The organism is uncultured Aquimarina sp. (assembly GCF_947495315.1).
Taxonomy (GTDB): Bacteria; Bacteroidota; Bacteroidia; order Flavobacteriales; family Flavobacteriaceae; genus Aquimarina.
The window spans coordinates 1-25,579 of record NZ_CANLYD010000005.1; the positions used below are offsets into that span (position 1 = coordinate 1).

At 34.6% G+C, this 25,579-nt stretch carries 20 protein-coding genes, 1 tRNA gene and 1 rRNA gene; 18 read left to right on the forward strand and 4 right to left on the reverse strand.

Annotation, left to right across the window (positions count from 1 at the left end):
* The first annotated feature begins 292 nt into the window (after window positions 1-292).
* Window positions 293-400 (forward strand): 5S ribosomal RNA (rrf, locus tag Q0910_RS10085).
* A 338-nt stretch (window positions 401-738) separates the two neighbouring features.
* Here the strand turns inward: rrf and Q0910_RS10090 are convergent.
* Window positions 739-1,881: an acyl-CoA dehydrogenase gene (locus Q0910_RS10090; RefSeq protein WP_299215593.1), complete on the reverse strand. Its 1,143-nt coding sequence runs from the start codon at window positions 1,879-1,881 to the stop codon at window positions 739-741.
* A gap of 444 nt (window positions 1,882-2,325) precedes the next feature.
* Here Q0910_RS10090 and Q0910_RS10095 point away from each other — a divergent pair, with 444 nt between their 5' ends.
* The 9 genes from Q0910_RS10095 to Q0910_RS10135 all read left to right on the forward strand — a co-directional run bounded on the left by Q0910_RS10095 (window position 2,326) and on the right by Q0910_RS10135 (window position 10,925).
* Window positions 2,326-3,552, forward strand: a complete 1,227-nt coding sequence (locus Q0910_RS10095) for a Glu/Leu/Phe/Val dehydrogenase dimerization domain-containing protein (RefSeq protein WP_299215595.1) — start codon at window positions 2,326-2,328, stop codon at window positions 3,550-3,552.
* Window positions 3,553-3,578: 26 nt separating this feature from the next.
* Entirely contained in the window at window positions 3,579-5,051 is a 1,473-nt protein-coding gene (gene nhaB, locus Q0910_RS10100) for a sodium/proton antiporter NhaB (protein ID WP_299215597.1), read from the forward strand.
* An 86-nt stretch (window positions 5,052-5,137) separates the two neighbouring features.
* Window positions 5,138-5,824, forward strand: a complete 687-nt coding sequence (locus Q0910_RS10105) for a MotA/TolQ/ExbB proton channel family protein (RefSeq protein ID WP_299216446.1) — start codon at window positions 5,138-5,140, stop codon at window positions 5,822-5,824.
* A gap of 1 nt (window position 5,825) precedes the next feature.
* A complete protein-coding gene (locus Q0910_RS10110; RefSeq protein ID WP_118460732.1) occupies window positions 5,826-6,218 on the forward strand; it encodes a biopolymer transporter ExbD in 393 nt (130 codons plus the stop codon).
* 3 nt (window positions 6,219-6,221) lie between these two features.
* Window positions 6,222-7,121 carry an energy transducer TonB gene (locus Q0910_RS10115; protein ID WP_299215600.1) on the forward strand — a complete coding sequence of 300 codons (900 nt, stop codon included), beginning with the start codon at window positions 6,222-6,224 and terminating at the stop codon, window positions 7,119-7,121.
* 149 nt (window positions 7,122-7,270) lie between these two features.
* Window positions 7,271-8,488, forward strand: coding sequence for a folylpolyglutamate synthase/dihydrofolate synthase family protein (locus Q0910_RS10120; protein ID WP_299216449.1), 1,218 nt, complete (start codon window positions 7,271-7,273; stop codon window positions 8,486-8,488).
* A gap of 86 nt (window positions 8,489-8,574) precedes the next feature.
* Window positions 8,575-8,649 (forward strand) — tRNA-Val (locus Q0910_RS10125).
* 226 nt (window positions 8,650-8,875) lie between these two features.
* Window positions 8,876-9,709 (forward strand): mechanosensitive ion channel domain-containing protein, encoded by an 834-nt coding sequence (locus Q0910_RS10130; protein WP_299215602.1) that lies wholly within the window; start codon window positions 8,876-8,878, stop codon window positions 9,707-9,709.
* Window positions 9,710-9,848: 139 nt separating this feature from the next.
* Window positions 9,849-10,925 carry a DUF2652 domain-containing protein gene (locus Q0910_RS10135; protein ID WP_299215604.1) on the forward strand — a complete coding sequence of 359 codons (1,077 nt, stop codon included), beginning with the start codon at window positions 9,849-9,851 and terminating at the stop codon, window positions 10,923-10,925.
* A gap of 20 nt (window positions 10,926-10,945) precedes the next feature.
* Here the strand turns inward: Q0910_RS10135 and murF are convergent, their stop codons facing one another.
* Complete coding sequence (gene murF / locus Q0910_RS10140; protein ID WP_299215606.1) at window positions 10,946-12,223, reverse strand: UDP-N-acetylmuramoyl-tripeptide--D-alanyl-D-alanine ligase; 1,278 nt, start codon at window positions 12,221-12,223, stop codon at window positions 10,946-10,948.
* Window positions 12,224-12,302: 79 nt separating this feature from the next.
* Window positions 12,303-13,976: a gliding motility lipoprotein GldJ gene (gldJ, locus tag Q0910_RS10145; protein ID WP_299215608.1), complete on the reverse strand. Its 1,674-nt coding sequence runs from the start codon at window positions 13,974-13,976 to the stop codon at window positions 12,303-12,305.
* A gap of 214 nt (window positions 13,977-14,190) precedes the next feature.
* Here gldJ and porU point away from each other — a divergent pair, with 214 nt between their 5' ends.
* The 8 genes from porU to Q0910_RS10185 all read left to right on the forward strand — a co-directional run bounded on the left by porU (window position 14,191) and on the right by Q0910_RS10185 (window position 25,127).
* Complete coding sequence (gene porU, locus Q0910_RS10150) at window positions 14,191-18,027, forward strand: type IX secretion system sortase PorU (RefSeq protein WP_299215610.1); 3,837 nt, start codon at window positions 14,191-14,193, stop codon at window positions 18,025-18,027.
* Window positions 18,028-18,067: 40 nt separating this feature from the next.
* Window positions 18,068-19,225 (forward strand): type IX secretion system outer membrane channel protein PorV, encoded by a 1,158-nt coding sequence (gene porV / locus Q0910_RS10155; RefSeq protein WP_299215612.1) that lies wholly within the window; start codon window positions 18,068-18,070, stop codon window positions 19,223-19,225.
* A 153-nt stretch (window positions 19,226-19,378) separates the two neighbouring features.
* Complete coding sequence (locus Q0910_RS10160; RefSeq protein ID WP_299215614.1) at window positions 19,379-19,861, forward strand: cytidine deaminase; 483 nt, start codon at window positions 19,379-19,381, stop codon at window positions 19,859-19,861.
* A gap of 157 nt (window positions 19,862-20,018) precedes the next feature.
* Window positions 20,019-21,020, forward strand: a complete 1,002-nt coding sequence (gene pdhA / locus Q0910_RS10165; protein WP_299215616.1) for a pyruvate dehydrogenase (acetyl-transferring) E1 component subunit alpha — start codon at window positions 20,019-20,021, stop codon at window positions 21,018-21,020.
* A 3-nt stretch (window positions 21,021-21,023) separates the two neighbouring features.
* A complete protein-coding gene (locus tag Q0910_RS10170) occupies window positions 21,024-22,631 on the forward strand; it encodes a pyruvate dehydrogenase complex dihydrolipoamide acetyltransferase (RefSeq protein ID WP_299215618.1) in 1,608 nt (535 codons plus the stop codon).
* Window positions 22,632-22,701: 70 nt separating this feature from the next.
* Window positions 22,702-23,289, forward strand: a complete 588-nt coding sequence (locus tag Q0910_RS10175; protein ID WP_299215620.1) for an NUDIX domain-containing protein — start codon at window positions 22,702-22,704, stop codon at window positions 23,287-23,289.
* Between the two features lie 157 nt (window positions 23,290-23,446).
* Window positions 23,447-24,391, forward strand: a complete 945-nt coding sequence (locus Q0910_RS10180; protein ID WP_299215622.1) for a M28 family peptidase — start codon at window positions 23,447-23,449, stop codon at window positions 24,389-24,391.
* Window positions 24,392-24,446: 55 nt separating this feature from the next.
* Window positions 24,447-25,127 carry an SDR family oxidoreductase gene (locus Q0910_RS10185; RefSeq protein WP_299215624.1) on the forward strand — a complete coding sequence of 227 codons (681 nt, stop codon included), beginning with the start codon at window positions 24,447-24,449 and terminating at the stop codon, window positions 25,125-25,127.
* 15 nt (window positions 25,128-25,142) lie between these two features.
* On the opposite strand, the gene Q0910_RS10190 is transcribed toward Q0910_RS10185, so the two are convergent.
* Window positions 25,143-25,526, reverse strand: coding sequence for a hypothetical protein (locus Q0910_RS10190; RefSeq protein ID WP_299215626.1), 384 nt, complete (start codon window positions 25,524-25,526; stop codon window positions 25,143-25,145).
* Window positions 25,527-25,579: the final 53 nt, after the last annotated feature.

Below are 25,579 nucleotides of genomic sequence, written 5' to 3' on the forward strand. Positions count from 1 at the left end.
CACGTTGATAGGCTATAGGTGTAAAGGCAGTAATGTCATAGCCGAGTAGTACTAATAACCCATAGGCTTATGCGCACGTCCTGCTGAGCAATCAGCAGGGCGGAGAATTGCTTTGATAGCTTCTTTTTAGTAAAAAACTCTTTTATACTATACACTCTATTCAATTTAAATCAATATGTTAACTTATTATGTAAATGTTTAATGTATAGTGAATACTGTATAATGAAATATTAAATTATTCATTATCCTTTAGTATTCATTAGTAAATATACCTTATTCATTTATAACAGCTTAAGGTGGTTATAGCATCGGGGCTCACCTCTTACCATTCCGAACAGAGAAGTTAAGCCCGTTAGCGCCAATGGTACTACAATCGTGGGAGAGTAGGTCGCCGCCTTCCTTGAAAACCCTTCATTACTAAATGAAGGGTTTTTTTATACCATAAAATTAAATATTGGTTTTTACATAGCTATCTATGTGTTTACGCATATCTAGGATCCTGAATATGTTTAAAAATGAATGTCAACTTAAGTGTTGTCTATAGATATATGTATGAGGGTGTTAGATAATGATTAGTAAGTGTCAATCTATATAAATATAAACCTATGCTCCTTCTGTATAATATTCTTTATTTAAAAGTATATTGACTGAAATATTTTTGAATAGAGTATTGGCAAAATAAAACCCCCAAAACGTATTAACGATTTGGGGATTTTAAAATAGAGAATATTTGACTAATTAATCTCTAAGAATGCTTCTGGAAATTACAATTTTCTGTATTTCACTAGTACCTTCATATATCTGAGTGATTTTTGCATCTCTCATTAAACGCTCTACATGATATTCTTTTACAAAACCATTACCACCGTGAACCTGCACTGCTTCAATAGTTACATCCATTGCGGCTTGAGACGCAGCTAATTTGGCCATAGCTCCTGATAGATCATAATTTTCGTGATTATCTTTGTCCATTGCAGCTTTATATACTAACATTCTTGCGGCTTCAATTTGTACATGCATATCTGCAAGCTTAAATGCAATAGCCTGATGATTCATAATTTCTGTGCCGAATGCTTTACGAACTTTAGAATATTCTTTTGCTAGTTCATAGGCTCCCTGAGCAATACCTAACGCTTGTGCAGCAATACCGATACGGCCACCAGCTAATGTTTTCATGGCAAACTTAAATCCGAATCCATCTTCTCCAATTCGATTTTCTTTAGGAACTTTTACGTCATTAAAAATAAGAGAGTGTGTATCACTACCTCTAATTCCTAATTTATCTTCTTTTGGGCCAATCTCGAAACCTTCCCATCCTTTTTCTACTATAAAAGCATTGATTCCCTTATGTTTCTTTTCTTTATCTGTTTGAGCAATAACTAAATAGTAATCTGAAGTTCCACCATTAGTGATCCAGTTTTTGGTTCCATTTAGAATATAGTGATCACCTTTGTCTATTGCAGTAGTTCTTTGTGAAGTAGCATCACTTCCGGCTTCAGGTTCTGATAAGCAAAATGCTCCAATCGACTCTCCTGTTGTTAATTTATTTAGATATTTTTCTTTTTGTTCCGGAGTACCATAGGTGTCAAGTCCCCAACATACCAAAGAATTATTTACAGATACAATTACTGAAGAAGAGGCATCTATTTTAGATAATTCTTCCATTACTAGCACATATGATAAGGTATCCATACCACCACCGCCATACTCAGGAGAAGCCATCATTCCTAAAAATCCAAGCTCACCCATTTTTTTGACTTGCTCAGTAGGAAATTCTTGTTTATTATCTCTTTCGATTACTCCAGGTAATAACTCTGCTTTTGCAAAATCACGAGCAGCATCGCGTATCATTAATTGTTCTTCGGATAGTTTAAAGTCCATATTTGATCCTAATTTACTGTGCGTGCATAACACGCGAATTCAACTTTTTGATAAAAATAAGTCGAGATAAACTCGATATTTTTATTAATTCTACAAATATAAGTTATAATAATATAGTTTTTGTGTTTTTTTCATTTTTTGATATACTCTTTTGTGAGACTAATAATATTGGGTTTCTTGAATTTTATTTTACCTAATTTTTGAAGTACATTCTCTACTTAAAAAACGGAAATAATTTTTGAATTATTATTTTTTTAATTTGAGCTTTCGCCCTATTTAGTTTTTTATATTTGTGAAGTCCTTTATTAGACATTATTTTCAATTTATTAAAGAACATTTTTTTTATGAGACAACACTAGCTCCGTAATGGAGAGATATTTAATTAGAAATTTAGATAAAGTAGTGTCTTATGACAAAAGTGTGTGTAAATTGAAGTTTTAAAAAATGAAAGAATTATTAAAGAAATACGAAAATAAAGCCCCGGAAATAGTTTTTAACTGGAAAGATTCTGAAACTGAAGCAGAAGGCTGGACGGTTATTAATTCATTAAGAGGAGGAGCTGCAGGTGGTGGTACGAGAATGCGTTTAGGGTTGGATATGAATGAAGTCCTTTCGCTAGCAAAAACAATGGAGGTGAAGTTCACCGTTTCTGGACCAAATATTGGTGGTGCAAAATCAGGCATTAATTTTGACCCTAATGACCCAAGAAAAAAAGGGGTGTTAGAAAGATGGTATAAAGCGGTTTCACCATTGCTGAAAAGCTATTATGGAACTGGTGGAGATTTAAACGTTGATGAAATTCATGAAGTGATTCCGATAACAGAGAACTGCGGAGTTTGGCATCCTCAAGAAGGTGTTTTTAATGGGCATTTTCAACCTACAGAAGCAGATAAGATAAATAGAATAGGACAGTTGCGTCAGGGAGTGATAAAAGTGTTAGAAAATACTACGTTTTCACCTGACGTATCAAGAAAATATACCGTAGCCGATATGATTACTGGATATGGGGTTGCTGAGGCGGTAAGACATTATTATGATATCTATGGTGGAACTGTGAAGGGTAAAAAAGCTATAGTTCAAGGATTTGGTAATGTTGGATCTGCTGCTGCCTATTATCTCTCCGAAATGGGAGCAAAAGTTGTAGGTATTATTGATCATGCTGGTGGATTGATAAATGAAGAAGGGTTTTCCTTTGAAGAAATTAAAGAGCTATATCTGAATAAAAAAGGAAATAAGTTATATAGTGAAACCTTAATTCCTTTTGAGGAGCTAAATGACAAGATTTGGTCGCTCCAGACAGAAATATTTACACCTTGTGCAGCGTCTAGATTAATAACAAAAAATCAGATTACCCAGATGATAAACTCAGGATTAGAGGTTATTTCTTGCGGGGCTAACGTTCCTTTTGCGGATAAGGAAATATTTTTCGGTTCTATTATGGAATATACAGACGAACAAGTGAGTTTAATTCCTGATTTTATCTCTAATTGTGGAATGGCTAGAGTATTTGCATATTTCATGGAGAGAAGAGTTTTGATGACTGACGAAGCAATTTTTAATGATACGTCACAGACCATTAAAGATGCAGTGCAGAGAATTTTTGATAAGAGTATTTCTAAAACTAATATAAGTAGAACAGCGTTTGAGTTAGCATTCAAACAGCTGGTATAATTGTAACACAAATAATAGCGTATACTATGTTAAAATATTTCCTTGGCAATAGTCCAAAATGGTTTAAAACAATAATGATAGGATTTCTCATTTTTAATGTGTTTTCCTATTTTGTATTAGGTCCAGCAGTTACTGCGTGGTTGTTTATCGGAGAGTTTATTTTTACACTTGCAATGGCATTAAAATGCTATCCCCTACAATCAGGTGGCCTATTAGCAATAGAAATTTTAGCATTAAACCTTACTACACCTAAAAATGCATATCACGAGGTAGATCAAAACCTAGAAGTGGTTTTATTGTTGGTGTTCATGGTTGCCGGGATCTATTTTATGAAACCTTTGCTGATGTATATTTTTAGTAAAGTGTTTACCAAGATTAAATCAAAGATGATATTGTCCATGCTTTTCGTTTTTCTGTCAGCTGTACTTTCTGCTTTTCTGGATGCCTTAACAGTAACAGCGGTTTTAATTAGTGTAGCTGTTGGTTTCTATGGAGTGTATCATAAGATTCATTCGATGCCAGCTTCAGATTTTGATCAGGACGGATCATTAGATCGAAAAGAATTAAGTGGAGAAACATTAGAGCAATTTCGAAGTTTTTTAAGAAGTTTAGTAATGCACGGTGTCGTAGGTACAGCATTGGGAGGAGTTTGTACCTTAGTTGGTGAGCCTCAAAACTTACTAATTGGAGAACGAATGGGGTGGGACTTTATAGAGTTTTTTATTAAAATGGCTCCGATAACATTACCTGTTTTAGCAGCAGGATTATTAACAACAGTGGTTTTAGAATTTACAGGTTGGTTTGGTTTTGGAGCAAAATTACCTGAAGTGGCAAGAAGAATAATTGAAAATTATACCGATCAAGAGGATGCTAATCGATCGGATAAATCTAAATACGGATTAATCGTACAAGCCATATCAGCAATATTACTGATTCTTGGTTTGGCATTACACATAGCTCCTGTTGGGTTTATAGGTTTGGCATTAATTATTGTACAAACAGCTTTTATGGGGATTACAGAAGAACATCAATTGGGTAAAGCGTTTGAAGAGGCTTTGCCGTTTACAGCTTTATTAGTGGTTTTCTTTGTAATAGTAGCTATGATTCATGATCAACATCTTTTTACACCAATCATTGATTGGGCATTAACCCTGGATCCAAGCAAACAACCTTCTATGTTTTATGTAGCTAATGGAGTGTTATCTATGATTAGTGATAATGTATTTGTTGCAACAGTATATATAGGAGAGGTAAAACAGGCATTTGACAATGGGGCAATAACAAGAGAACAGTTTGAGAAATTAGCAATAGCTATAAATACAGGTACAAATTTGCCAAGTGTTGCAACACCTAATGGTCAGGCAGCGTTCTTATTTTTACTAACCTCTTCTTTGGCTCCGTTAATAGGATTGTCATATGGAAGAATGGTGAAAATGGCATTACCATATACTATTGTACTTGGAGGAGTAGGTCTTTTAGGTATAATTTATGTATTATAACAACAATTAAGAATATACTTAACCTATAGAAATAACGTTAGTATACTAACACTAAATTAACAAGAACATATATGACCCATTTATTAATGCTTGGTATGTTGGCCCAAAATACCAAAGAAATTGATCCAGAAGCAGAAGAGAAAACATTATCAATTATCGACTTATTGCTCAGTGGTGGGGCCGCTGGGGTAACTATTATAGCAATCCTTTTTGTATTGTTATTTGTTGCGGTTTATATTTATTTCGAAAGAGTTTTTGCGATAAAAGCGGCATCCAAAATAGATAAAAGTTTTATGGATCAAATTAGAGATAATGTAGCAAGTGGTAAAATTGAAGCGGCTAAAATCTTATGTGCGCAAACTAATAATCCTGTTTCTAGATTGACTGAAAAAGGAATTTCCAGAATAGGTAATCCTTTGGAGGATATTAATAAAGCTATAGAAAACGCAGGTCGATTAGAAGTGTATAAACTAGAAAAAAATGTAAGCATCCTTGCTACTGTAGCAGGTGCAGCACCAATGATTGGTTTTTTAGGTACTGTAATTGGTATGATTTTAGCATTCCATAATCTGGCATCAAGTTCAGGAAGTGCAGATATGGGAACTTTGGCAGAAGGTATTTATACAGCAATGACTACTACAGTTGCAGGACTTGTTGTAGGTATTATAGCGTATATTGGATATAATCATTTGGTTGTTAGAACGGATAAAGTAATACATCAAATGGAAGCTACGGCAGTAGATTTCCTTGACTTGTTAAACGAACCTGCTTAATATGAATTTAAGAGGAAGAAATAAAGTAAGTCCAGAATTTAGTATGTCTTCTATGACAGACATCGTATTTCTGTTGTTGGTGTTTTTTTTATTAACATCACCAACGATAACTCCAGAAGCATTAGACTTGATCTTGCCTAAAGCAAAGGGAAAAAGCTCTAACGTACAGAACATATCTGTGAGTATTACCAATAAGTTACAATATTATGTGGATAATGAGCGGATAAGTCAAAGTAGATTAGAATCTACCTTGAAATCTAAATTGTCAGGTCAAAATGAACCTACAATTATACTTAGAGCAGAAGAAGGAGTGCCGATAGAGAAAGCTGTTGGTGTTATGGATATAGCTAATAGAAATAGATTTAAAGTAATCCTGGCGGTAAAACCGGAATAATTGATGCTGAATTTAGATACTAAACATAAAAAGAAATCTTTTATAATCACGACAATATTGCACGTGGCTATTATTTTTCTATTGTTTTATTTGGGGTTAGGTGCTTTGGATCCTACTCCAGAAGGAGGTATTGCGGTTAATTTTGGAACCACACTTACAGGATCGGGAGATGTACAGCCTAAAGAAGCGATTAAATCATCACCAAAACAAACTACTCCAGAACCAACTCCGGTTACACCGGAACCAGAGCCAGAAACTCCAGAGATTACCGAAGAGGTGGTTACACAAGATGTGGAAGATGCTCCGGTGGTAGAAGAAAAACCGAAAAAAGAACCTAAAAAAAAGGTTGAGAAACCAAAAGAAAAGCCAAAAGATAAACCAGTAGAGCAAAAGCCGGTTGAGAAGCCTATAGAAAAACCTGTAGAGAAAGTAGTAGAAAAGAAACCAGACCCTAAACCTGATAAATCAACTTTAGATATACTAGATAGTTTCTCTAATGGCCCCAAAAGCGATGGAAAAGCAAAAGGAGGAGAAGGAGATGACGGTAAACCAGGTGATAAAGGAAATCCAAACGGAAACCCTTATGCGACTAGTTACTATGGACAACCTGGTCCTGGAGGAACCGGTGGAGTTGGTTATGGTCTTAATGGAAGAGGTCGTCCTACCAATTCTAAGGTCGTACAGGAATGTAATGAAGCAGGTCGAGTCGTTGTTAAAATTGTAGTGAACAGAGAGGGTAAAGTTATTCAGGCAACTCCAGGTGTTAAAGGAACTACTAATAGTGCAAGATGTCTTCTAGACCCCGCAAAAAAGACGGCGCTTACCTTCAGATGGAAAGCCGATCAGAAAGCTCCTGCTAAACAAATCGGATTTGTAGAAGTAACTTTCGGCTTAGGGGAATAATCACAAATAATCAAGGCAATAATTGTACTTTTTAAGATTTTTTACCGGATAAGAATTAGTACCTTTAATCGATTTTAAACACTAGAAAAGTAACTCCGTATATTTTTAAGATTCAGTTGTATTTTTTTAAGTTAAATAAATAGACAGTTATCGACTATCAAGGAACTTTAGATTGGATGTTTGCACAGTTACCAATGTATCAGCGTCAAGGTGCAAGTGCCTATAAAATTGATTTAACAAATACGGTTAAACTCGCCTCATATCTTGATAATCCTGAGTCCAGATTTAAAAGTATTCATGTTGCAGGAACTAATGGTAAAGGATCTACTAGCCATATGCTTGCATCAATTTTACAAGAATCAGGATATAAAGTTGGTTTGTATACGTCTCCTCATCTTAAAGATTTTAGAGAACGAATCCGTATTAACGGAGAGGTGATTAGTCAAGCGTATGTGGTTAATTTTATTGCTTCTCATAAACAATATTTTGAAGCAAATCAGCTTTCTTTTTTTGAGATGACTGTAGGGTTAGCATTTCAATATTTCGCTGACTCACAAGCGGATATAGTGTTAGTCGAAGTAGGCTTGGGTGGAAGATTAGATTCTACCAATGTTATAACACCAGAAATATCTATTATCACCAATATTGGATTAGATCATACGCAGTTTTTAGGAAATACATTGTCAGAAATAGCATCGGAAAAAGCTGGAATTATCAAAAAGAATGTTCCAGTAGTAGTTGGGCGAACTACAATTGAAACGAAGAAAGTTTTCATTAATAAAGCGTTGTCGCTTCAAAGTGATATTTTCTTTACATCGGATTATCGGGGGGATATATTTGATACTGATCTAAAGGGAGATTATCAAAAGGAGAATGTAAAAACGACATTGCAGACGATTTCTATTTTACAAGAACAAGGATGGAATATTAGCAAGGAGAATATTAAAAAAGGTCTTAGCAACGTGGCGAATAATACAGGTTTACTAGGGAGATGGCAAATCTTACAAGAGAACCCTAAAGTGATATGTGATACAGCTCATAATGAAGATGGTTTACGATTGGTTATGGATCAATTGTCAAATGAAAAATATGATAAGCTACATATTGTTTTAGGAGTTGTTAATGATAAAGATTTGAAAAATATATTACCTTTATTTCCAGATAATGCGACATACTACTTTGCAAAACCCGAAATAACAAGAGGGTTAGACGAGGAGATAATAAAAAAAGAAGCATTAAAATTTAATTTAAAAGGAGAAAGCTATACTTCGGTAAAATCAGCTTACAACGCTGCTTTACAGATGGCTAGCAAGGATGATTTAGTATATGCAGGGGGTAGCACATTTGTAGTGGCAGAAATAATTTAATTTTTCTTTAAAAATCTTTTGGTAGACTGTAAAACTGTCTTATATTTGCATCCGCAATCAGGAATAAGGGTTGCACAAAACATAGAGGGCAATTAGCTCAGTTGGTTCAGAGCACCTCGTTTACACCGAGGGGGTCGGGGGTTCGAATCCCTCATTGCCCACTTAAATTTAAAAAACCATTCATTTATTTGAATGGTTTTTTTGTATTTGCATGTTAGTGATTTAATAAGTTGGTTAATAAAGTGAACAATTTTCAGAAAGAATACGATTGGCATTTCTGAAAAAAAATGAAAAGTAAAAAGAAATAAAAACTTGTAAGGTTATAGTGTGAACTTTAGTTAAGAACAATTATTTTTGAATGTTGATAAATAAATTACTTTAGATAAAATGGACAAACTAGGACTTACAAAAGAAAATTGGGATCAATTCGTGACTTGGGTTTGGGACTTTTTGCCAGGATTAATTTCAGCTATAATCATATTTTTTGTAGGAATATGGATTATCAATGTTTTTAGCAGAGGACTTCGTAGATTCTTTCAAAAGAAGGACTATGATGAAACATTAGAGAAATTTCTATACGATCTAATAAGTATCGGTCTTAAGATTTTACTTATTGTATTAGTTGTTACTCAATTAGGAGTTCAAACTTCTTCTCTAGTAGCGATATTAGGTGCGGCAGGATTAGCGATAGGATTGGCGCTGCAGGGGTCTCTTTCTAACTTTGCCGGTGGTGTTTTGATTTTATTCTTTAAGCCTTTTAAGATTGGTGATTTTATAGAGGCTCAAGGTGTTTCTGGTACAGTAAAAGAAATTTCCATATTCACTACTAAGTTAAATACTTTTGGAAATCAGTTGGCTGTGATTCCGAATGGAAAAATATCTAATGGAAATATTATTAATTACTCTTCAGAAGATCAAAGAAGAGGTAAAATTGAGATTGGAATTTCTTATGATAGTAATATTAAAGAAGCCAAAGAGATTATACTTGATTTAATTAACGGTCAGGAGAAGGTTGTTAAAGATCCAGCTCCAGAAATATATGTTTCGGAACTAGGGGATAGTGCAGTAACGCTATCATTACGTTTTTGGGCTCTTAATGAAGATTTCTGGGCGGTTCATTTTTATACAATAGAAGAAGCGAAAAAACGCCTCGAATCCAATGGTGTTTCGATACCTTTTCCACAAAGCGATGTGCATGTTTATACTAAAGAATCAAAATGATAAATAGTATGAATTTTTGGTTTTAGGTAAAATAAAGCCTTTTTGTTAACGCTTTAATTCCTAAATATTACATAAAAGCATCTAGTGTTTGATAGAAATCATTAGATTTATTCTATATCACTGTTAATACTTTTGCGTAATGTCTAATTCTTTACTTTTTATTCCTGATATATCAGGTTATACACAGTTTGTTCAAAATACAGAAATAGCCCATAGTCAGCACGTAATAGCAGAGTTACTAGAAATTTTGATTAAAGCAAATACTCAAAAATTGAGATTGGCTGAAGTGGAAGGTGATGCATTGTTTTTTTATAAAGATGGAGAGGTTCCTTCTCAGGAAAAATTATTGGCGCAAATAGAGACTATGTTTACGGCTTTTTATAGTCATCTTAAATTGTTAGAAAGGAATCGTGTTTGTCCTTGTAATGCATGTGCAACAGCACCTAACCTTCAACTGAAGATCATAGCACATTGTGGGGAATTACAATTCATTACGGTTCAGAATAAAAGCAAACCATTTGGACAAGTGGTTATAGAAGCACATAGGTTGCTGAAGAATTCAATTTCTAGCAATAATTATGTGTTACTAAGTGAAAATTTGTCTGATGTTATAGGTATTCCTTATGATTATAAAAGTCAGTTATTTGATTTTTCTACCAATGGAGATATGTATGATGGGAAAAATATAAGATATTCGTTTTCTGAAATTGATAAAGAAAAGTTGAAGCTTACTTCTTATGAAACTCCCTATGAAGTTCAATTTACAAGTTCTCCGGGATTGGTAATAGAAAAGGATTACAAGGTTCCTGCGCAAGAATTATTAGAATATATTACGAATTATAGTTATCGCCATCATTGGGTTAAAGGAGTTGATGAATTTGAGTATAATCCAGACGAGGTGACTCGTTTAGGAACCGAACACGTTTGTGTCATAGATGGTAAACGATTAAATTTTACCACGGTGACTAAAACTGTTCAATCTGGTCGTCTTGTGTACGGAGAGTATACAACGGATATTCCTGTTATTGATTCAGTGCATCAATTTTATATAATTATTCCAACTTCAGTGAATTCGTGTAGTTTGATTATGGAATTGTATCCAAAAGCAAAATCAATTTTTAAAAAAATTATGTTACATTTAGTTATGAAAAGAGCTTTTAAGAAGTCAATAAAAGTGTCTCTTAATAATCTTGAAAATTATATAAATAGTAAGTAATAAAGATCTGATTAATCCTATTAAATTAAATCCAAAATACGCTCGAGTTTCATTCCTCTAGATCCTTTAATAAGGATAGCTCCTTGGATTTGTTGCAAAGATTCGTTTTCTTCAAGATCTTCAAAGGACTTATATTTTCGAATTCGCGTGTCTTCTATTGAGGTATCGAAAAAGTTATGACCGATCAGGTAAATAGTGTTACAGGACGTTTGGATAAGTTGATCCACTATTTTTTGATGTTCTTCAGGAGCCGTGTGACCAAGTTCGAACATATCACCAAGAAAGACTGTTTTAGTGTTGTACGCTAGTTCTTGAAAATTGCTTATTGCAGCACTCATACTCGACGGATTCGCATTATAGGCATCCAGTATGATGGTAGATTTGTTTTTTTCTATAATCTGAGAGCGGTTGTTCGACGGAATATAAGACTCGATAGCAGTTTTAATCTGTTCTGGACTAATTTTGAAATAATGACCAATTGCTATGGCTGCTGCGATATTTGTAAAATTATAAGAGCCTATAAGGTGACTACTTATAATGTGGTTTTTGTAGTTTACACTTACCATCGGATTAACTGCATGTAGCTTTACGTTTATACTACTGTCCGAAGTTTGGGAAAATGTAAACGTATCAATTCCTTCTGATGCTTTAGAAAGTTTGGGGTCCTCTGCGTTTAGAAAAATAAGATTGTTGTGTTTCTTTAGATGTTGATAAAGCTCGGTTTTTCCTTGTAAAACACCCTCTAGACTTCCGAAGCCTTCTATATGTGCTTTTCCTATGTTTGTTATATAGCCGAAATCCGGACAAGCAATATTACATAAGAACTCTATTTCTTTTATGTGATTAGCTCCCATTTCTACAATCCCAATTTCAGTACTTTTATTCATGGATAAAAGAGTAAGAGGAACACCTATGTGATTGTTTAAGTTGCCGACAGTTGCAGTTGTATTGTAGACAGATGAGAGAACACAATTAATTAATTCTTTTGTCGTGGTTTTGCCATTACTTCCGGTAAGAGCTATTATAGGAATATCTAGATACTTTCTATGATATGTTGCTAGATCTTGAAGTGTTTTCAGGACGTCATCAACCAGAATGCATTTTTCAGAAATCAAAAATTTTTCGTCATCAATTATGGCATAAGAAGCACCACTTTCAATCGCTTGTTGCGCATACGTATTACCGTCAAAATTATCTCCTTTTAGGGCAAAAAAGAGATTATTGCTCTTGATTTTTCGAGTGTCAGTGCAAACGCCACTACTTTCTATGAATAATTGATGTATTCCAGCTGTATTCATTTATTAAAATTGTATTAAAAAGCCCTGTACATAAATGTCAGGGCTTTGTATTTATTAACGAACAAATAAATTTTATTTTTTATCTAGGCTTTCTATGTTTAGGTGTTTTTTTGTTTTTAGCCTTTTCACCTACACGAGACATTGCATTTCTAAATCCGATATAATCGGTAGACATATCCTGAGGGAAAAATCTTCTCTGTGCAGGATCTAGCCAATATGCTCTGTCTTTCCACGAACCTCCTTTATATACTCTTACCTCTTCACCTACAATAGTAGTTCTTTTACTAGATTCATCATATCTTCTGTCTAACTTCGTGCTATCTTCTGCACTTGGTTCTACACTATGAATAGGAGAGTTGTACATTCTTCTGTTAGGAATGTTTTCGTCCTGGAACCCTTCGTAATATCTTGACGAACTTTTATCACCATCTCTAAAGTTACGGTTGTCACTTTGAGTAAAGTTAGTTCTTAGGTATGTTTCGTTTTCATCAACAGGGGTCTGTAATATACCTCCTGGCAACACTCTTGCTACAATCTTACCATTACTTAAGGTGTCATAAATAATAGAATCGGTTGTTACGATCTTTACAGTTCCATCAGGGTTGATTGCATTTTTAGTATATACATTACCTCTATAGTAGTTAAAGTCGTTGTACTCGTCATCTACAATTGGTCTGTATACATCTGCTACCCATTCTGCAACATTACCGGCCATATCATAAAGACCATAGTCATTAGGGTCATAAGATGCTACTGGAGCTGTAATATCAGCACCATCATCACTCCATCCAGCAATACCACCGTAGTCACCATCACCTTGCTTGAAGTTAGCTAATTGATCTCCACGAGTTCTTCTTTTTCCTGAACGAGTATATTGTCCATCCCAAGGATATTTTTTTCTACCTCTGTAAATGTTATAACTTCTTAATTCTACTAATCCTAAAGCGGCGTATTCCCATTCTGCTTCGGTTGGTAGTCTGTATTTTGGTAAAAGTAATCCGTCCTTACGTTGGATATATAATCCCGTAGAATCATTCCTTTTTTCATACTGTTCTGATTGTTTACCTCCTCTGGTTGCTTCATCATTTCCTCCATAAGTTTGAGAAGGAGCATTTAAATAGGTGTCCGTGTTAAAAGTGCTTTCTGCAGAAACATCTTCGAAAGGAGCATTTTCTTTAATTACTCTTTCTTCTTCAAGGATTCTTTCGTTCACACGGTCAGTTCTCCATTTACTGAATTCTACAGCCTGAATCCAGTTAACACCAACCACTGGGTAGTTAGCATAAGCCGGGTGACGTAGATAGTTATTGGTCATCATTTCATTGAAACCTAAACGATTTCTCCATACCAATGTATCAGGCAATGCACCGTGATATATATTTTTATATTTTGGTTCTGTAGGAGGATATACCCCTTTTAACCAATCAAGATATTCCAGATACATCACGTTAGTGACTTCGGTCTCGTCCATATAAAATGACTGAACATGCTGCTGAGTAGGAGTATTGTTCCAATCATGCATTACATCGTCTTGAACACGTCCCATGGTGAAGGTTCCTCCTTCAACAAAAACTAGACCTGGTCCTGTTTCTTGTTCTTTGTAATTAGTGTTTACTTGGAATCCACCATCTTTGGAGTTGTATTTCCATCCAGTGGCTCTAGAACTGTTGCCGTAATCTGTCTTGTTACAGCTAAACAGTAAGGTACTAACGGTAAGAACCATTAGCGACTTAAAAACTAACGCGTTTTTCATAATTTTAAGTTCGTTAAAGTAGAAATTAGGGCTCGCAATATAATAATTAACGTTAAATTTACCCTAATATTTTTAAAATAATATCAAATCGCGAAAAAAATATGTTTTTCACGATTGACTTTGGTTTAACGCAATATTTCTATGTTTATTATTATTTTTGAATAAAAACCATAATTTACGGAACACTAAAACTGTGTTAAACCCGTTATACGCTATGATGAAGAAAATTACAATTTTATATGCGCTACTGATTTCTGCTCTCATTTCGGCTCAGCAAACAGTACATATTGATATTGACTGGAAGGATGTAGAAATTAGTACATCTAGTAATGTTTCGTTTACTGTTCCGGGATTTGATGAGGAAAACTTTGAATATCGAGATGATGTTGGAGTGCAATTCACAACGAAATGGAAAGAATCAGGAGAAATTAATTCTACAACTGCGAGGTTGGATAATGTTGTCTACAAGAATATTTCGAAAGCAGAACTAAAGGATCTAGATTTAAATTTAATCCCAAAAGAGCTTACCTATAAAATAGGCTCAATTAATGCTAGAAACAAAAAAGCTGGTTTTGGAAGTTTATCGCCTATTATAAGAAATGGGAATACTTTTAAAAAAATAGTGTCATTTGATATTGTTTATCAAACAGGAACGCGTAGAGCGAATGCTAAGAGATTTCCTATAAGCAATTCAGTGCTGGCTTCTGGAGACTGGTTTCGTTTTTATGTGGATAAAACCGGAATTTTTAGAATAACACCAGGATTTTTAAGTAGTTTAGGAATGGATGTATCTTCTCTAGATCCAAATACGATAAAGATTTACGGTAATGGAGGGCAAATGATGCCCTTGATTAATCAAGAAAATACAGAGTTTGATTTAAGAGAAAATGCAATTCAGGTTGTAGGAGGGGAAGATGGTAACTTTTCAGGAAATGATTATATCCTTTTTTACGGAGAAGATACTACGGGATATAGTGAAGAAAACCTAACGAATATTAATCTTTATGCTGATAAATCTTATTACTACGTGACTGCTGAAGGTACAAATGGAAGAAGGGTGTCTAATTATACCGAGCCTGCAGGAGCAGCTGATACGCAGATTAATTCATTTACAGATTATCAATTTTATGAAGTAGATGAGTATAATATTGCCAAAATAGGAAGGCGTTGGTTTGGAGATCGTTTTGATATACAAGGTAGTAGAAGTTATAATTTTGATTTTCCTAATTTAATCACGTCAGAACCAATTGAATTAAGAGTTCTCGCTGCTGCCACTTCGACTTCCGCGTCAAGCTTAAATGTTAACGTAAATGGAGGACAGGTTGGTGTCCTGAGTTTTTCCCAAATTTCAGGATCATCATTAGTTTCTCCTAGAGAAATTATTAGGGATGTTTCTTCTAATTCGGATCAGGTAGTAGTTAATTTGAATTATAACAATAATGGAAACCCTTCCGCGATAGGTTATCTTGATTTTGTAAGTCTAAAGGCAGAAAGAGCTTTAATAGGTGCAAATTCTCAAATGCAATTTTCCTATGAGGAAGCTGCCACATTAACTGGGATAGGGCAATATAATATATCAAATAGCGGCAATGTGTCTCAAGTATGGGATGTGACGAATCCCCAGGCTATAACTAGCATTACTAATAATAATGCATCGTCTACTTTGAGTTTTAAGGCTACTTTGGGAGAGTTCCGCCAATATGTCGCTCTTGTGTCAACAGATTATTATGATCCATTAGCGGATCAAACGGCAAGAGTAGATAATCAGGATATTAAAGGGACCATTTTCCTAAATAATCAAGGGCAGTTTGAAGATATCGATTATTTAATCATTGCTAATAATTCATTAGTGCAATCCGCAAATAGACTTGCAGATCATCATAGAACTTTGAATAATTATAATGTAAAGGTAGTAACACTGGATCAAATTTATCACGAATTTGGAAGTGGTAAACAAGACATCGTAGCTATTAGGAACTTAGTTAGATATGTGTACGAGAATGCATCAAGCCCTAATGAGCAGTTGAAATATGTATGTCTTTTTGGAGATGGTTCGGTTGATTATAAGCGTTTATTGTTAAAAGAAAATTGTTCCGATAGTAATATTGTGCCTACTTTTCAGAGTTTAAATAGTTTTTCGTTAGTTAGTTCGTTTGCTACTGACGATTTCTTTGGTGCTATGGATCCAACAGAGGGGCAAATGGGAGCGAGTGATCAGTTAGATATTGCAGTGGGCAGAATATTGGCAGATACACCTCAATTAGCTGATACTATGGTTACTAAAATTATAGATTATTCTGGAGAACAATCTTTCGGGAGATGGAGAAATTCTGTTTTATTAATAGCGGATGATGTGGATGAAGATTGGGAGGAGCAAATTCAACGAATTCTGGATGAATTAGGTGATGAATTAGTTCAGAGAAAACCATATCTTAATTTAACTAAAATATATGCAGATGCTTTTGAGCAAGAATCCTCGGCATCTGGGAGTAGATACCCAAAGGTAAATGAGGCGATTTCTAGCGCTATTGAGACAGGAGCTGTGGTTGTTGATTATTTTGGGCATGGGGGAGAAGATGGATTAGCAAAAGAATTTATATTTAATAAGTCTGATGTTACAGAACTTGCTAATACTAATAAACTTCCAGTTTTTATAACTGTTACTTGTGAGTTTGCAAAATTTGATAACCCATGTAGGGAAACTGCAGGGGAACTTATGTTTAAAAATCCGCAAGGAGGCGCTGTATCACTTATTAGTACCACTAGAGATGTATTTGTAGGTGATGGAATATTAATAAATAATAGATTGTCTGAGTTTTTATTTCCAGATGGTTCTGAGTTTCCAACAGTTGCGGAAGCTGTTAGGTTAATGAAAAATTCGCTGTCCGGTACTAGAAAAAGAGTGGTTTTCTTCTTTGGAGATCCGGCTATGAAAATGGCTATTCCTAAACCCAATATTCGTTTAACCAATATCAATGATACGCCCATTACACAAGCTGTTGATACACTCAAGGCTTTAAGTAGGATTAAAATTTCAGGAGAAGTAGTTAATGAATCAGGTACTTTGCTATCCGATTATAATGGTGTTTTATCAGCGACTATTTATGATAAAGAAATAGACAGGAAGACACTTGCTAATGACGGGACTTTTGATTCAGGAGAACTTGTAGTATTAGATTTTAAAACTTTAGGGGTAATTATTTTTAGAGGAAAAGCATCAGTAACAAACGGTATTTTTAATTTCGAGTTTATAGTGCCGAGAGATATTGGTATCCCTGTTGATACAGGAAGAATAAGTTTTTATTCTGCAAGAAATGGTGTGCTAGAAAATCAAACAGGCGTGGATCAAACAATTCTGATAGGTGGATTAAATGAAAATGCACCAGAGGATAATGTAGGGCCACAAATCCAATTATTTATGAATGATGAGAGTTTTGTTTCGGGAGGTGTTACTAATGATTCTCCAATACTAATTGCAAAACTTGAAGATGAAAACGGTATTAACACGGCTAGTGGTATAGGTCATGATATTTCTGCGATAATCGATGGAGATGAATCTAATCCATTTATTCTTAACGACTTTTATGAGACAGAGGTGGATGATTTTACGAAGGGACTTGTTAATTTTAAATTTAGAGATTTAGAACCCGGGTTGCATACGTTGACGTTTAAAGGGTGGGATGTTTATAATAATTCTTCTACTCAGGAAATTCAATTTGTAGTAGCAGACGCTGCTGGTTTTGCACTAAATAATGTACTAAATTACCCAAATCCATTCGTTAGTCATACTGAGTTTTGGTTTGAGCATTCTGGTGCGATCAGTGATATCTTAGAAGTTCAGGTTCAGGTGTTTACGGTTTCAGGAAAAGTAATCTGGACAAATAATCAAACACTGTCTGGAAAAACAAGCTATAGAGAGGATATTCAATGGGATGGGCGAGATGATTTTGGGGATAAATTAGGAAAAGGCGTTTATGTGTATAAGATATCTGTAAAATCAACGTTAACAAATCAGCGGGTTGAGAAATTTGAAAAACTCGTTATACTATAAATAACTAAATAACTATATATTTGTCAAAATCAATTTTCACATGAAGAAGATCTTTATAATCAGCTTGGCGTTCATTTCGCTTTTGAATTTTCAAATGAATGCTCAAGATGAAAGAAGTCAAACGGCAATTACAACAGCCGTTCCATTTTTACTAATTGCAGCAGATGCTAGAGCTGCAGGTTTAGCTGATCAAGGGGTTGCTACGACTCCGGATGCATTTTCACAACAATGGAATCCATCCAAATATGCTTTTATATCTAAGCAACAGGGAGTTGGTGTAAACTATACTCCATATTTAAGTAGTCTGGTAAACGATATAGGATTGGGAAACCTAACGTATTACAATAGATTTAATGAGCGTAGTGCTGTTGCAGCAAGTTTTAAATACTTTAGTCTTGGAGAAATAGAATTTAGACAAAACGCTAATGACCTTGGATTGATTCAAAAACCAAATGAATTGACCTTTGATGTGTCTTATGTGACGCAGTTGAGTCCTACCTTTTCTATGGGGGTTACGGGACGTTACTTGAGATCTGATCTAAAATTAGACCAGGTATCCGAAGCAGAAGCAGCAAGTAGTTTTGGGGTAGATGTATCTGCATATTATCAAAGTGAAGAAGTTGCATATAACTCTTTTAATGGTAGATGGAGAGCAGGATTAAATATATCCAATATCGGTCCTAAATTAAAATATGATGATGCAGGGCAAGAAGATTTTATTCCAACTACTTTTAGATTAGGAGCTGGTTTTGATTTCCTTTTAGATGAGTATAACAGAATTACACCGTCTCTAGAGTTTGCTAAATTATTGGTACCAAGTCCTCAGGATTTTGATGGCGATGGCGATATAGATGCTTCGGATAATGAAGAATATCAAGAAATAAGTTCATTTGGAGCTATCTTTTCATCTTGGGGTGATGCAGATGGAGGATTTAGTGAAGAGTTACAAGAATTTACTTGGTCATTGGGAGCTGAATATGTCTATCGTGATGTATTTGCTTTTAGAGCAGGTTATTTTAACGAAGCAGAGGAAAAAGGAGCACGTAAATTTGTATCTATGGGTGCTGGTTTTAAATATACTATTGTTAATATAGATATTTCCTATTTATTCTCCACTTCTGCAGTAAGAAGTCCGTTAGAAGGAACACTTCGTTTTGGTCTCTCATTTAATTTTGGAGAGGATTACTACGATAGATAGACGAATGGATCTAAACAATAATAAAAAGTATCAAGCGCTAATGTTTGATACTTTTTTTGTTTATAGTACATTGTGGATTCTTAATTATAAAATAGTATTGATTACTAATACAAGTTCTAATTTGTTGGTAAACAATTATAAAACTTTGAATGCGTGAAAGAAATAGAAATCAAATCCACTTTACAAGTATATGATTCATTAGAAGAGTTGCCAGAGGATATTCAGGATTTAATGCAGCAATCTTTTGATATTAGGGATAAAGCCTATGCTCCATATTCTGAATTTCTAGTTGGAGCAGCATTACTATTAGAGAATCAGAAAGTTATTCTTGGGAATAATCAAGAGAATGCTTGCTATCCTTCTGGTTTATGTGCAGAACGTGTAGCTATATATGCAGCAGGAGCAAACTTTCCCGGTGTTCCAATCTTAAGAATGGCACTTTCTGCGAAATCCTTAAAGCATCAGCTGATAACACCAACCCCGCCTTGTGGTGCCTGTAGGCAATCAATTGCAGAATATGAACTAAATCAGAAGAAACCAATCGAAATCTATTTTATGGGAGAAACAGGAAAAGTAGTAAAATCTTGTTCTTTAGCTAATTTATTGCCCCTTATTTTTGATAATTCGTATTTATAACGTTTTCGTACATTTTTATTCATAACTCCTTTCTCCTTAATAACTAATATATTATTTTTGTTTTTCGCTTAATTGAAAAATTAGCAGACAAATTCTGTAATTGTTAGAGGGGTCAGCAATAAAGTTGGCTTAATTTTGAAATATCATTACATTTTAGATGAAAAAAGTAACCAAGGAAGTTTACCTGAAGTGGTACGAGGATATGCTTTTCTGGAGAAAGTTTGAAGACAAACTTGCTCAAGTATATATCCAACAAAAAGTAAGAGGATTTTTACATTTATATAACGGTCAGGAGGCTATCTTAGCAGGAGCTTTGCATGCAATGGATCTTACTAAAGATAAGATGATTACTGCATACCGTAATCATGTCCAGCCTATCGGAATGGGTGTAGATCCCAAACGAGTAATGGCCGAATTGTACGGAAAAGGAACAGGTACTTCTCAAGGAATGGGAGGATCTATGCATATCTTTTCTAAAGAACATAGATTCTATGGAGGGCACGGTATCGTTGGAGGACAGATTCCTTTGGGTGCCGGTTTAGCTTTTGCAGATAAATACTATAAAAGAGATGCTGTAACCTTAACATTTATGGGTGATGGAGCTACACGACAAGGATCGCTTCATGAAACTTTTAATTTAGCCATGTTATGGAATTTACCTGTTGTATTTTGCGTAGAGAATAACGGATATGCTATGGGTACATCCGTAGAAAGAACAGCTAATCATACAGACATATGGAAACTTGGACTAGGATATGAGATGCCTTGTGGTCCTGTGGATGCTATGAATCCTGTGAAAGTTGCAGAAGCAATGGATGAAGCAATTACCAGAGCTAGAACAGGTGGAGGTCCTACTTTTCTTGAATTAAAAACATATCGCTACAGAGGACATTCTATGAGTGATGCTCAGAAGTATCGTACAAAAGAAGAAGTAGCAGAATATCAAAAGATTGATCCAATTACTCAGGTTCTGGATATAATTAAAGATAAAAAATATGCGACTGATGATGAAATCGCTTCTATTGACAAAGGGGTGAAAGATAAAGTTGCAGAATGTCAAAAATTTGCAGAAGATTCTCCATTCCCAGAAAAGAATTTGATGTATGACGTTGTATACGAACAAGAAGATTACCCATTTTTATCACACAAACCACAATAGATTATGGCTACAGTAATTAATATGCCGCGATTGAGCGATACCATGGAAGAAGGAGTTGTCGCGAAGTGGCTTGTTAAGAAAGGTGACAAAATTAGTGAAGGAGATATCCTTGCGGAAATTGAAACCGACAAAGCAACAATGGAATTCGAATCTTTTTATGAAGGAGTATTGCTTCATATTGGAATTGAAGAAGGTGAAACTGCACCAGTTGATCAGCTTTTGGCGATCATAGGTGAAGAAGGAGAAGATATTTCTGGTCTGTTGAATGGAAACGAAGCACCACAAACGGAAGCCCCTAAAGAAGAGAAAGTTGAAGAATCAGCTTCAAGCTCAGCGGCTGCCACAACTATTCCTGAAGGAGTAGAAGTGATTACAATGCCACGTCTTAGTGATACAATGGAAGAAGGTACTGTAGCAACCTGGTTGAAAAAGGTTGGTGATACCGTCGAAGAAGGTGATATTCTTGCTGAGATAGAAACAGATAAAGCTACAATGGAGTTTGAATCTTTTTATAACGGTACGTTATTGTATATCGGTATAGAAGAAGGTCAAACAGCTCCAGTAGACGTATTGCTCGCTATTATTGGTCCAGCTGGAACAGATGTTTCAGGTCTTAAAGATGGTGTGCCTGAAGCTAGTACTTCAGCTCCTAAAGAAGCAGTGGTCAAAGAAGAAAAAGTAGAAACAACAGCGGTTAGTTCTGGAAGTAATTCTTCTTCTGGAGGAAGAATATTTGCTTCTCCACTAGCTAAAAAAATAGCAGCAGATAAAGGAATAGATTTATCTCAGGTTAAAGGTACTGGAGAGAATGGACGAATTGTAAAGAAAGATGTAGAGACATTTACGCCTTCTGCAGCAGTTAGCACTCCAGTATCGTCTAAGACAGCAACATCTACTCCGTCAATTCAGACATTTGCTCCGGCAGGAGAAGAAAGTTTCGAAGAAGTGAAGAATTCGCAGATGCGTAAAGCCATCGCCAGAAGCCTTTCAGTATCAAAATTTAATGCACCTCATTATTATTTAACGATTGAAGTAGGTATGGATAATGCGATTGCTTCTCGTAAAATAATTAATGAATTACCAGATACAAAAGTATCGTTTAATGACATGGTGGTTAAAGCTTGTGCAATGGCATTAAGAAGGCATCCTCAAGTGAATACTTCTTGGAAAGATGATGTTACCGTATATAACAAGCATATCAGTGTTGGTGTAGCTGTAGCAGTTCCAGATGGATTGGTTGTACCAGTTCTGCCATTTACGGATCATATGAATATTATGGAAATTGATACCAGAGTCCGTGATTTAGCAACTAGAGCCAGAGATAAAAAATTAACTCCACAAGAAATGAGTGGAAGTACTTTTACAGTATCTAATTTAGGTATGTTTGGTATTCAGGAATTTACTTCGATTATTAATCAACCTAACTCTGCTATTTTATCGGTAGGAGCAATTGTTAAAAAACCAGTTGTTAAAAATGATCAGGTTGTTGTTGGTAATACTATGAAAGTAACGTTGGCTTGTGACCATAGAACCGTTGATGGGGCTACAGGAGCACAATTTTTGCAAACATTAAAACAATATTTAGAAAACCCTGTAACTATGTTAGCATAGTTTTATAAAGGAATTATATAATGTTTAAGATCCCACTTTTTTTGAAGTGGGATTTTTTTATATTTAAAAAATGAAAAAGAGAATTGAAAATTTACAATCAAATATACTATCAGATAAAACATTTTTATTAAAAGAATATACGTTCGAGTATACCCATACAGATGCTCATATTCCAGAAAAACACCTTCGGGAAGTCTACGATCACGGTGATGGTGCCTCTGTATTGTTATATAACCTCCAAAAGAACACAGTAGTTCTCACACAGCAATTCAGATTGCCTACTCTTTTAAATGGGAATACATCTGGAATGAATATTGAAGTTTGTGCAGGATCTCTTGATGGTGATACTCCAGAAGTATGTGTAAAAAAAGAAGCACTGGAAGAAACAGGTTATGATATTAGTTCTGTTGAAAAAGCATTTTCGGTGTATGCATCTCCAGCTATAATGACAGAAATAGCACATTTATTTATTGCCGAATATACAGATGAAATGAAGGTGGAAAAAGGAGGTGGGCTTGATCATGAAGAAGAATATATTGATGTTTTAGAAATAGATTTTAGAAAAGCATTTGATATGATACAAACAGGTGAAATCAAAGACGCCAGGACCGTTATGTTATTACAATTCCTAAAAATAAAAGATATAATGGTATCATAATTGGATGTCTAAGAGTACACTTTTTAAGTATCTTTATCAAAAATCATTCATTATTCAGAAAAAAAACATGAAACGAGTCATAACGAAATTTTTGATACACTTCAAAAATGATTATTTGGTGAGTTCCTTTTGACATTCAAAACAATATAATAAACACATGAAACAGATAACATTTTTTATCATCGCGCTTTTATTTATAACTTGTAAAGAAGCAACTACAGCGCAATCCCCTATGTCTAATGTGGCAGCTTCTGACGTAGAAGTTATCATGAATTTTTTAGCTAGCGATGAATTAGAAGGTAGAGATACTGGAAGTAAAGGACTGGAAAAAGCAGCAAAATTTATAGAGCAGGAGTTTAAGAAGTCTGGAATAGAACCTTATTTTGAATCATATCTTAATACTTTTGATGCCAAAGGAATTGAAACCTACAATGTAGTAGGTTATCTTAAAGGTACCGATCCTGACTTAACTAATGAGTTTGTAGTAATAGGAGCACATTTTGATCATATAGGAAATGGAAAAGATGTAGATGGCGATACAATCGCTAATGGAGCTAACGACAATGCAGCAGGAAGTACCGCAGTGATTTCATTGGCAAAACATTTTGCAGAGGTAAAAAGTAATAAACGTAGTGTTTTGTTCGTGTTATTTGGAGCAGAAGAAAGAGGGTTGCTAGGTTCTGATCATTTAGCAAAAGTTTTAAAAGAGAAAAATCTTGACTTATATACGATGGTAAATTTCGAAATGATAGGAGTGCCACTAAATGATAAAACATATAAAGCCTACATTACAGGGTATGAAATTTCAAATATGGCAGAAAAAATCAATGAATATTCAGGGAAAGAATTAATAGGTTTTCTACCCAAAGCAAAGGAATTTCAGTTATTTAGAAGAAGTGATAATTATCCTTTTTATTCTGCATTCAATGTGCCTTGTCAAACGATTTCTACTTTTGATTTCACCAATTATGACTACTATCACCATGTAGATGATGAGGTTTCTGAGATGAATTTCGAATTTATGGCAGAGCTCATTAATGATTGTGTGCCGGCAATTACGAGTATACTAAATACGCCAACAAAAGAAATTAAGCTAAATTAAATTTTTACTCCTTTTGGGTTTCTAAAACCTGAAAGGGCTTTTTTTATAAAAAAACATGAAAAATATTATAATTACTGGGGCAAGCAGAGGAATAGGATATGAGATGGCTAAATTGTTTGCCGACGAAGGACATCAGGTGCTGGCTTTATCAAGAAATGAGAAGCCTATTGCGGCTCTTAATAACAAAAATATTCATACATTTTCCTGCGATCTATGTAATCCGTCTGATCTAGTAAAAATGACCGATTATATAACCAAAACCTGGAAGAAAGTAGATGTTCTAATTAATAATGCAGGCAAATTATTAAATAAACCCTTTGCAGAAATTTCTACACAAGAATTTGAAGAAGTATATAAAGTGAATGTTTTTGGCGTAGCCGAAATTACTCGCTTGGTAATACCTTTTATGATAAATGGGAGTCATGTAGTTACCGTGAGTAGTATGGGAGGTATTCAGGGAAGTATGAAGTTTCCTGGGTTAGCAGCTTATAGTTCTAGTAAAGGAGCGGTTATTACATTAAGTGAACTCTTAGCAGAAGAATATAAAGAAAGTGGTATCGCTTTTAATGTATTAGCGCTAGGAGCTGTACAAACAGAAATGTTAGAAGAAGCATTTCCTGGATATCAAGCCCCTTTAACCGCCATAGAAATGGCTACATATATTAAAGATTTCTCGTTGACTGCTAATAAGTTTTATAATGGTAAAGTGCTTCAGGTGTCTAGTAGTACACCCTAATAGTTATTATGTCTTTTAAATATCCGTTAGTTTAAGATACTTATAGAATTGATGTACAGTAAGTACTTTCTTAAACTCTTCATTCTGAAAATAAACAATATTAGTTAAGTCTTTTGTTTTTTCGTTAGCAGAAGCATTAGACTGAATTATTTTATTAGCCTTAATAGAATATTTTATGATTACCTTTTTAATACGATCACTGGCATAATTACTAAGATTCAATTCTTGTTGCAAAAGAATTGCTCTTTGTTCTGCCAGCTGCTCTAACCTTTTGTTTACTTCCTCTAGTTGGGTTTCCACTAATTTTAATTTCTCTTTCGGATCTTGGTCTTCAACTTGGGGTTGTGCTATACTTGTAGTACAAATAAAAAGTAATAGTAAAATTATAAAAGCTCTCATGACGTTTGATTGTTAAGTTTTCTTTATAAAATGTTAAAATCAGGGAATCAAAA

What these genes read in the sequence shown, in the direction of transcription:
- Q0910_RS10090 (WP_299215593.1), bottom strand. Translation starts at nt 1,881, where the DNA reads ATGGACTTTAAACTATCCGAAGAACAATTAATGATACGCGATGCTGCT.
- Q0910_RS10095 (WP_299215595.1), top strand. Translation starts at nt 2,326, where the DNA reads ATGAAAGAATTATTAAAGAAATACGAAAATAAAGCCCCGGAAATAGTT.
- nhaB (WP_299215597.1), top strand. Translation starts at nt 3,579, where the DNA reads ATGTTAAAATATTTCCTTGGCAATAGTCCAAAATGGTTTAAAACAATA.
- Q0910_RS10105 (WP_299216446.1), top strand. Translation starts at nt 5,138, where the DNA reads ATGCTTGGTATGTTGGCCCAAAATACCAAAGAAATTGATCCAGAAGCA.
- Q0910_RS10110 (WP_118460732.1), top strand. Translation starts at nt 5,826, where the DNA reads ATGAATTTAAGAGGAAGAAATAAAGTAAGTCCAGAATTTAGTATGTCT.
- Q0910_RS10115 (WP_299215600.1), top strand. Translation starts at nt 6,222, where the DNA reads ATGCTGAATTTAGATACTAAACATAAAAAGAAATCTTTTATAATCACG.
- Q0910_RS10130 (WP_299215602.1), top strand. Translation starts at nt 8,876, where the DNA reads ATGGACAAACTAGGACTTACAAAAGAAAATTGGGATCAATTCGTGACT.
- Q0910_RS10135 (WP_299215604.1), top strand. Translation starts at nt 9,849, where the DNA reads ATGTCTAATTCTTTACTTTTTATTCCTGATATATCAGGTTATACACAG.
- murF (WP_299215606.1), bottom strand. Translation starts at nt 12,223, where the DNA reads ATGAATACAGCTGGAATACATCAATTATTCATAGAAAGTAGTGGCGTT.
- gldJ (WP_299215608.1), bottom strand. Translation starts at nt 13,976, where the DNA reads ATGAAAAACGCGTTAGTTTTTAAGTCGCTAATGGTTCTTACCGTTAGT.
- porU (WP_299215610.1), top strand. Translation starts at nt 14,191, where the DNA reads ATGATGAAGAAAATTACAATTTTATATGCGCTACTGATTTCTGCTCTC.
- porV (WP_299215612.1), top strand. Translation starts at nt 18,068, where the DNA reads ATGAAGAAGATCTTTATAATCAGCTTGGCGTTCATTTCGCTTTTGAAT.
- pdhA (WP_299215616.1), top strand. Translation starts at nt 20,019, where the DNA reads ATGAAAAAAGTAACCAAGGAAGTTTACCTGAAGTGGTACGAGGATATG.
- Q0910_RS10170 (WP_299215618.1), top strand. Translation starts at nt 21,024, where the DNA reads ATGGCTACAGTAATTAATATGCCGCGATTGAGCGATACCATGGAAGAA.
- Q0910_RS10175 (WP_299215620.1), top strand. Translation starts at nt 22,702, where the DNA reads ATGAAAAAGAGAATTGAAAATTTACAATCAAATATACTATCAGATAAA.
- Q0910_RS10180 (WP_299215622.1), top strand. Translation starts at nt 23,447, where the DNA reads ATGAAACAGATAACATTTTTTATCATCGCGCTTTTATTTATAACTTGT.
- Q0910_RS10185 (WP_299215624.1), top strand. Translation starts at nt 24,447, where the DNA reads ATGAAAAATATTATAATTACTGGGGCAAGCAGAGGAATAGGATATGAG.
- Q0910_RS10190 (WP_299215626.1), bottom strand. Translation starts at nt 25,526, where the DNA reads ATGAGAGCTTTTATAATTTTACTATTACTTTTTATTTGTACTACAAGT.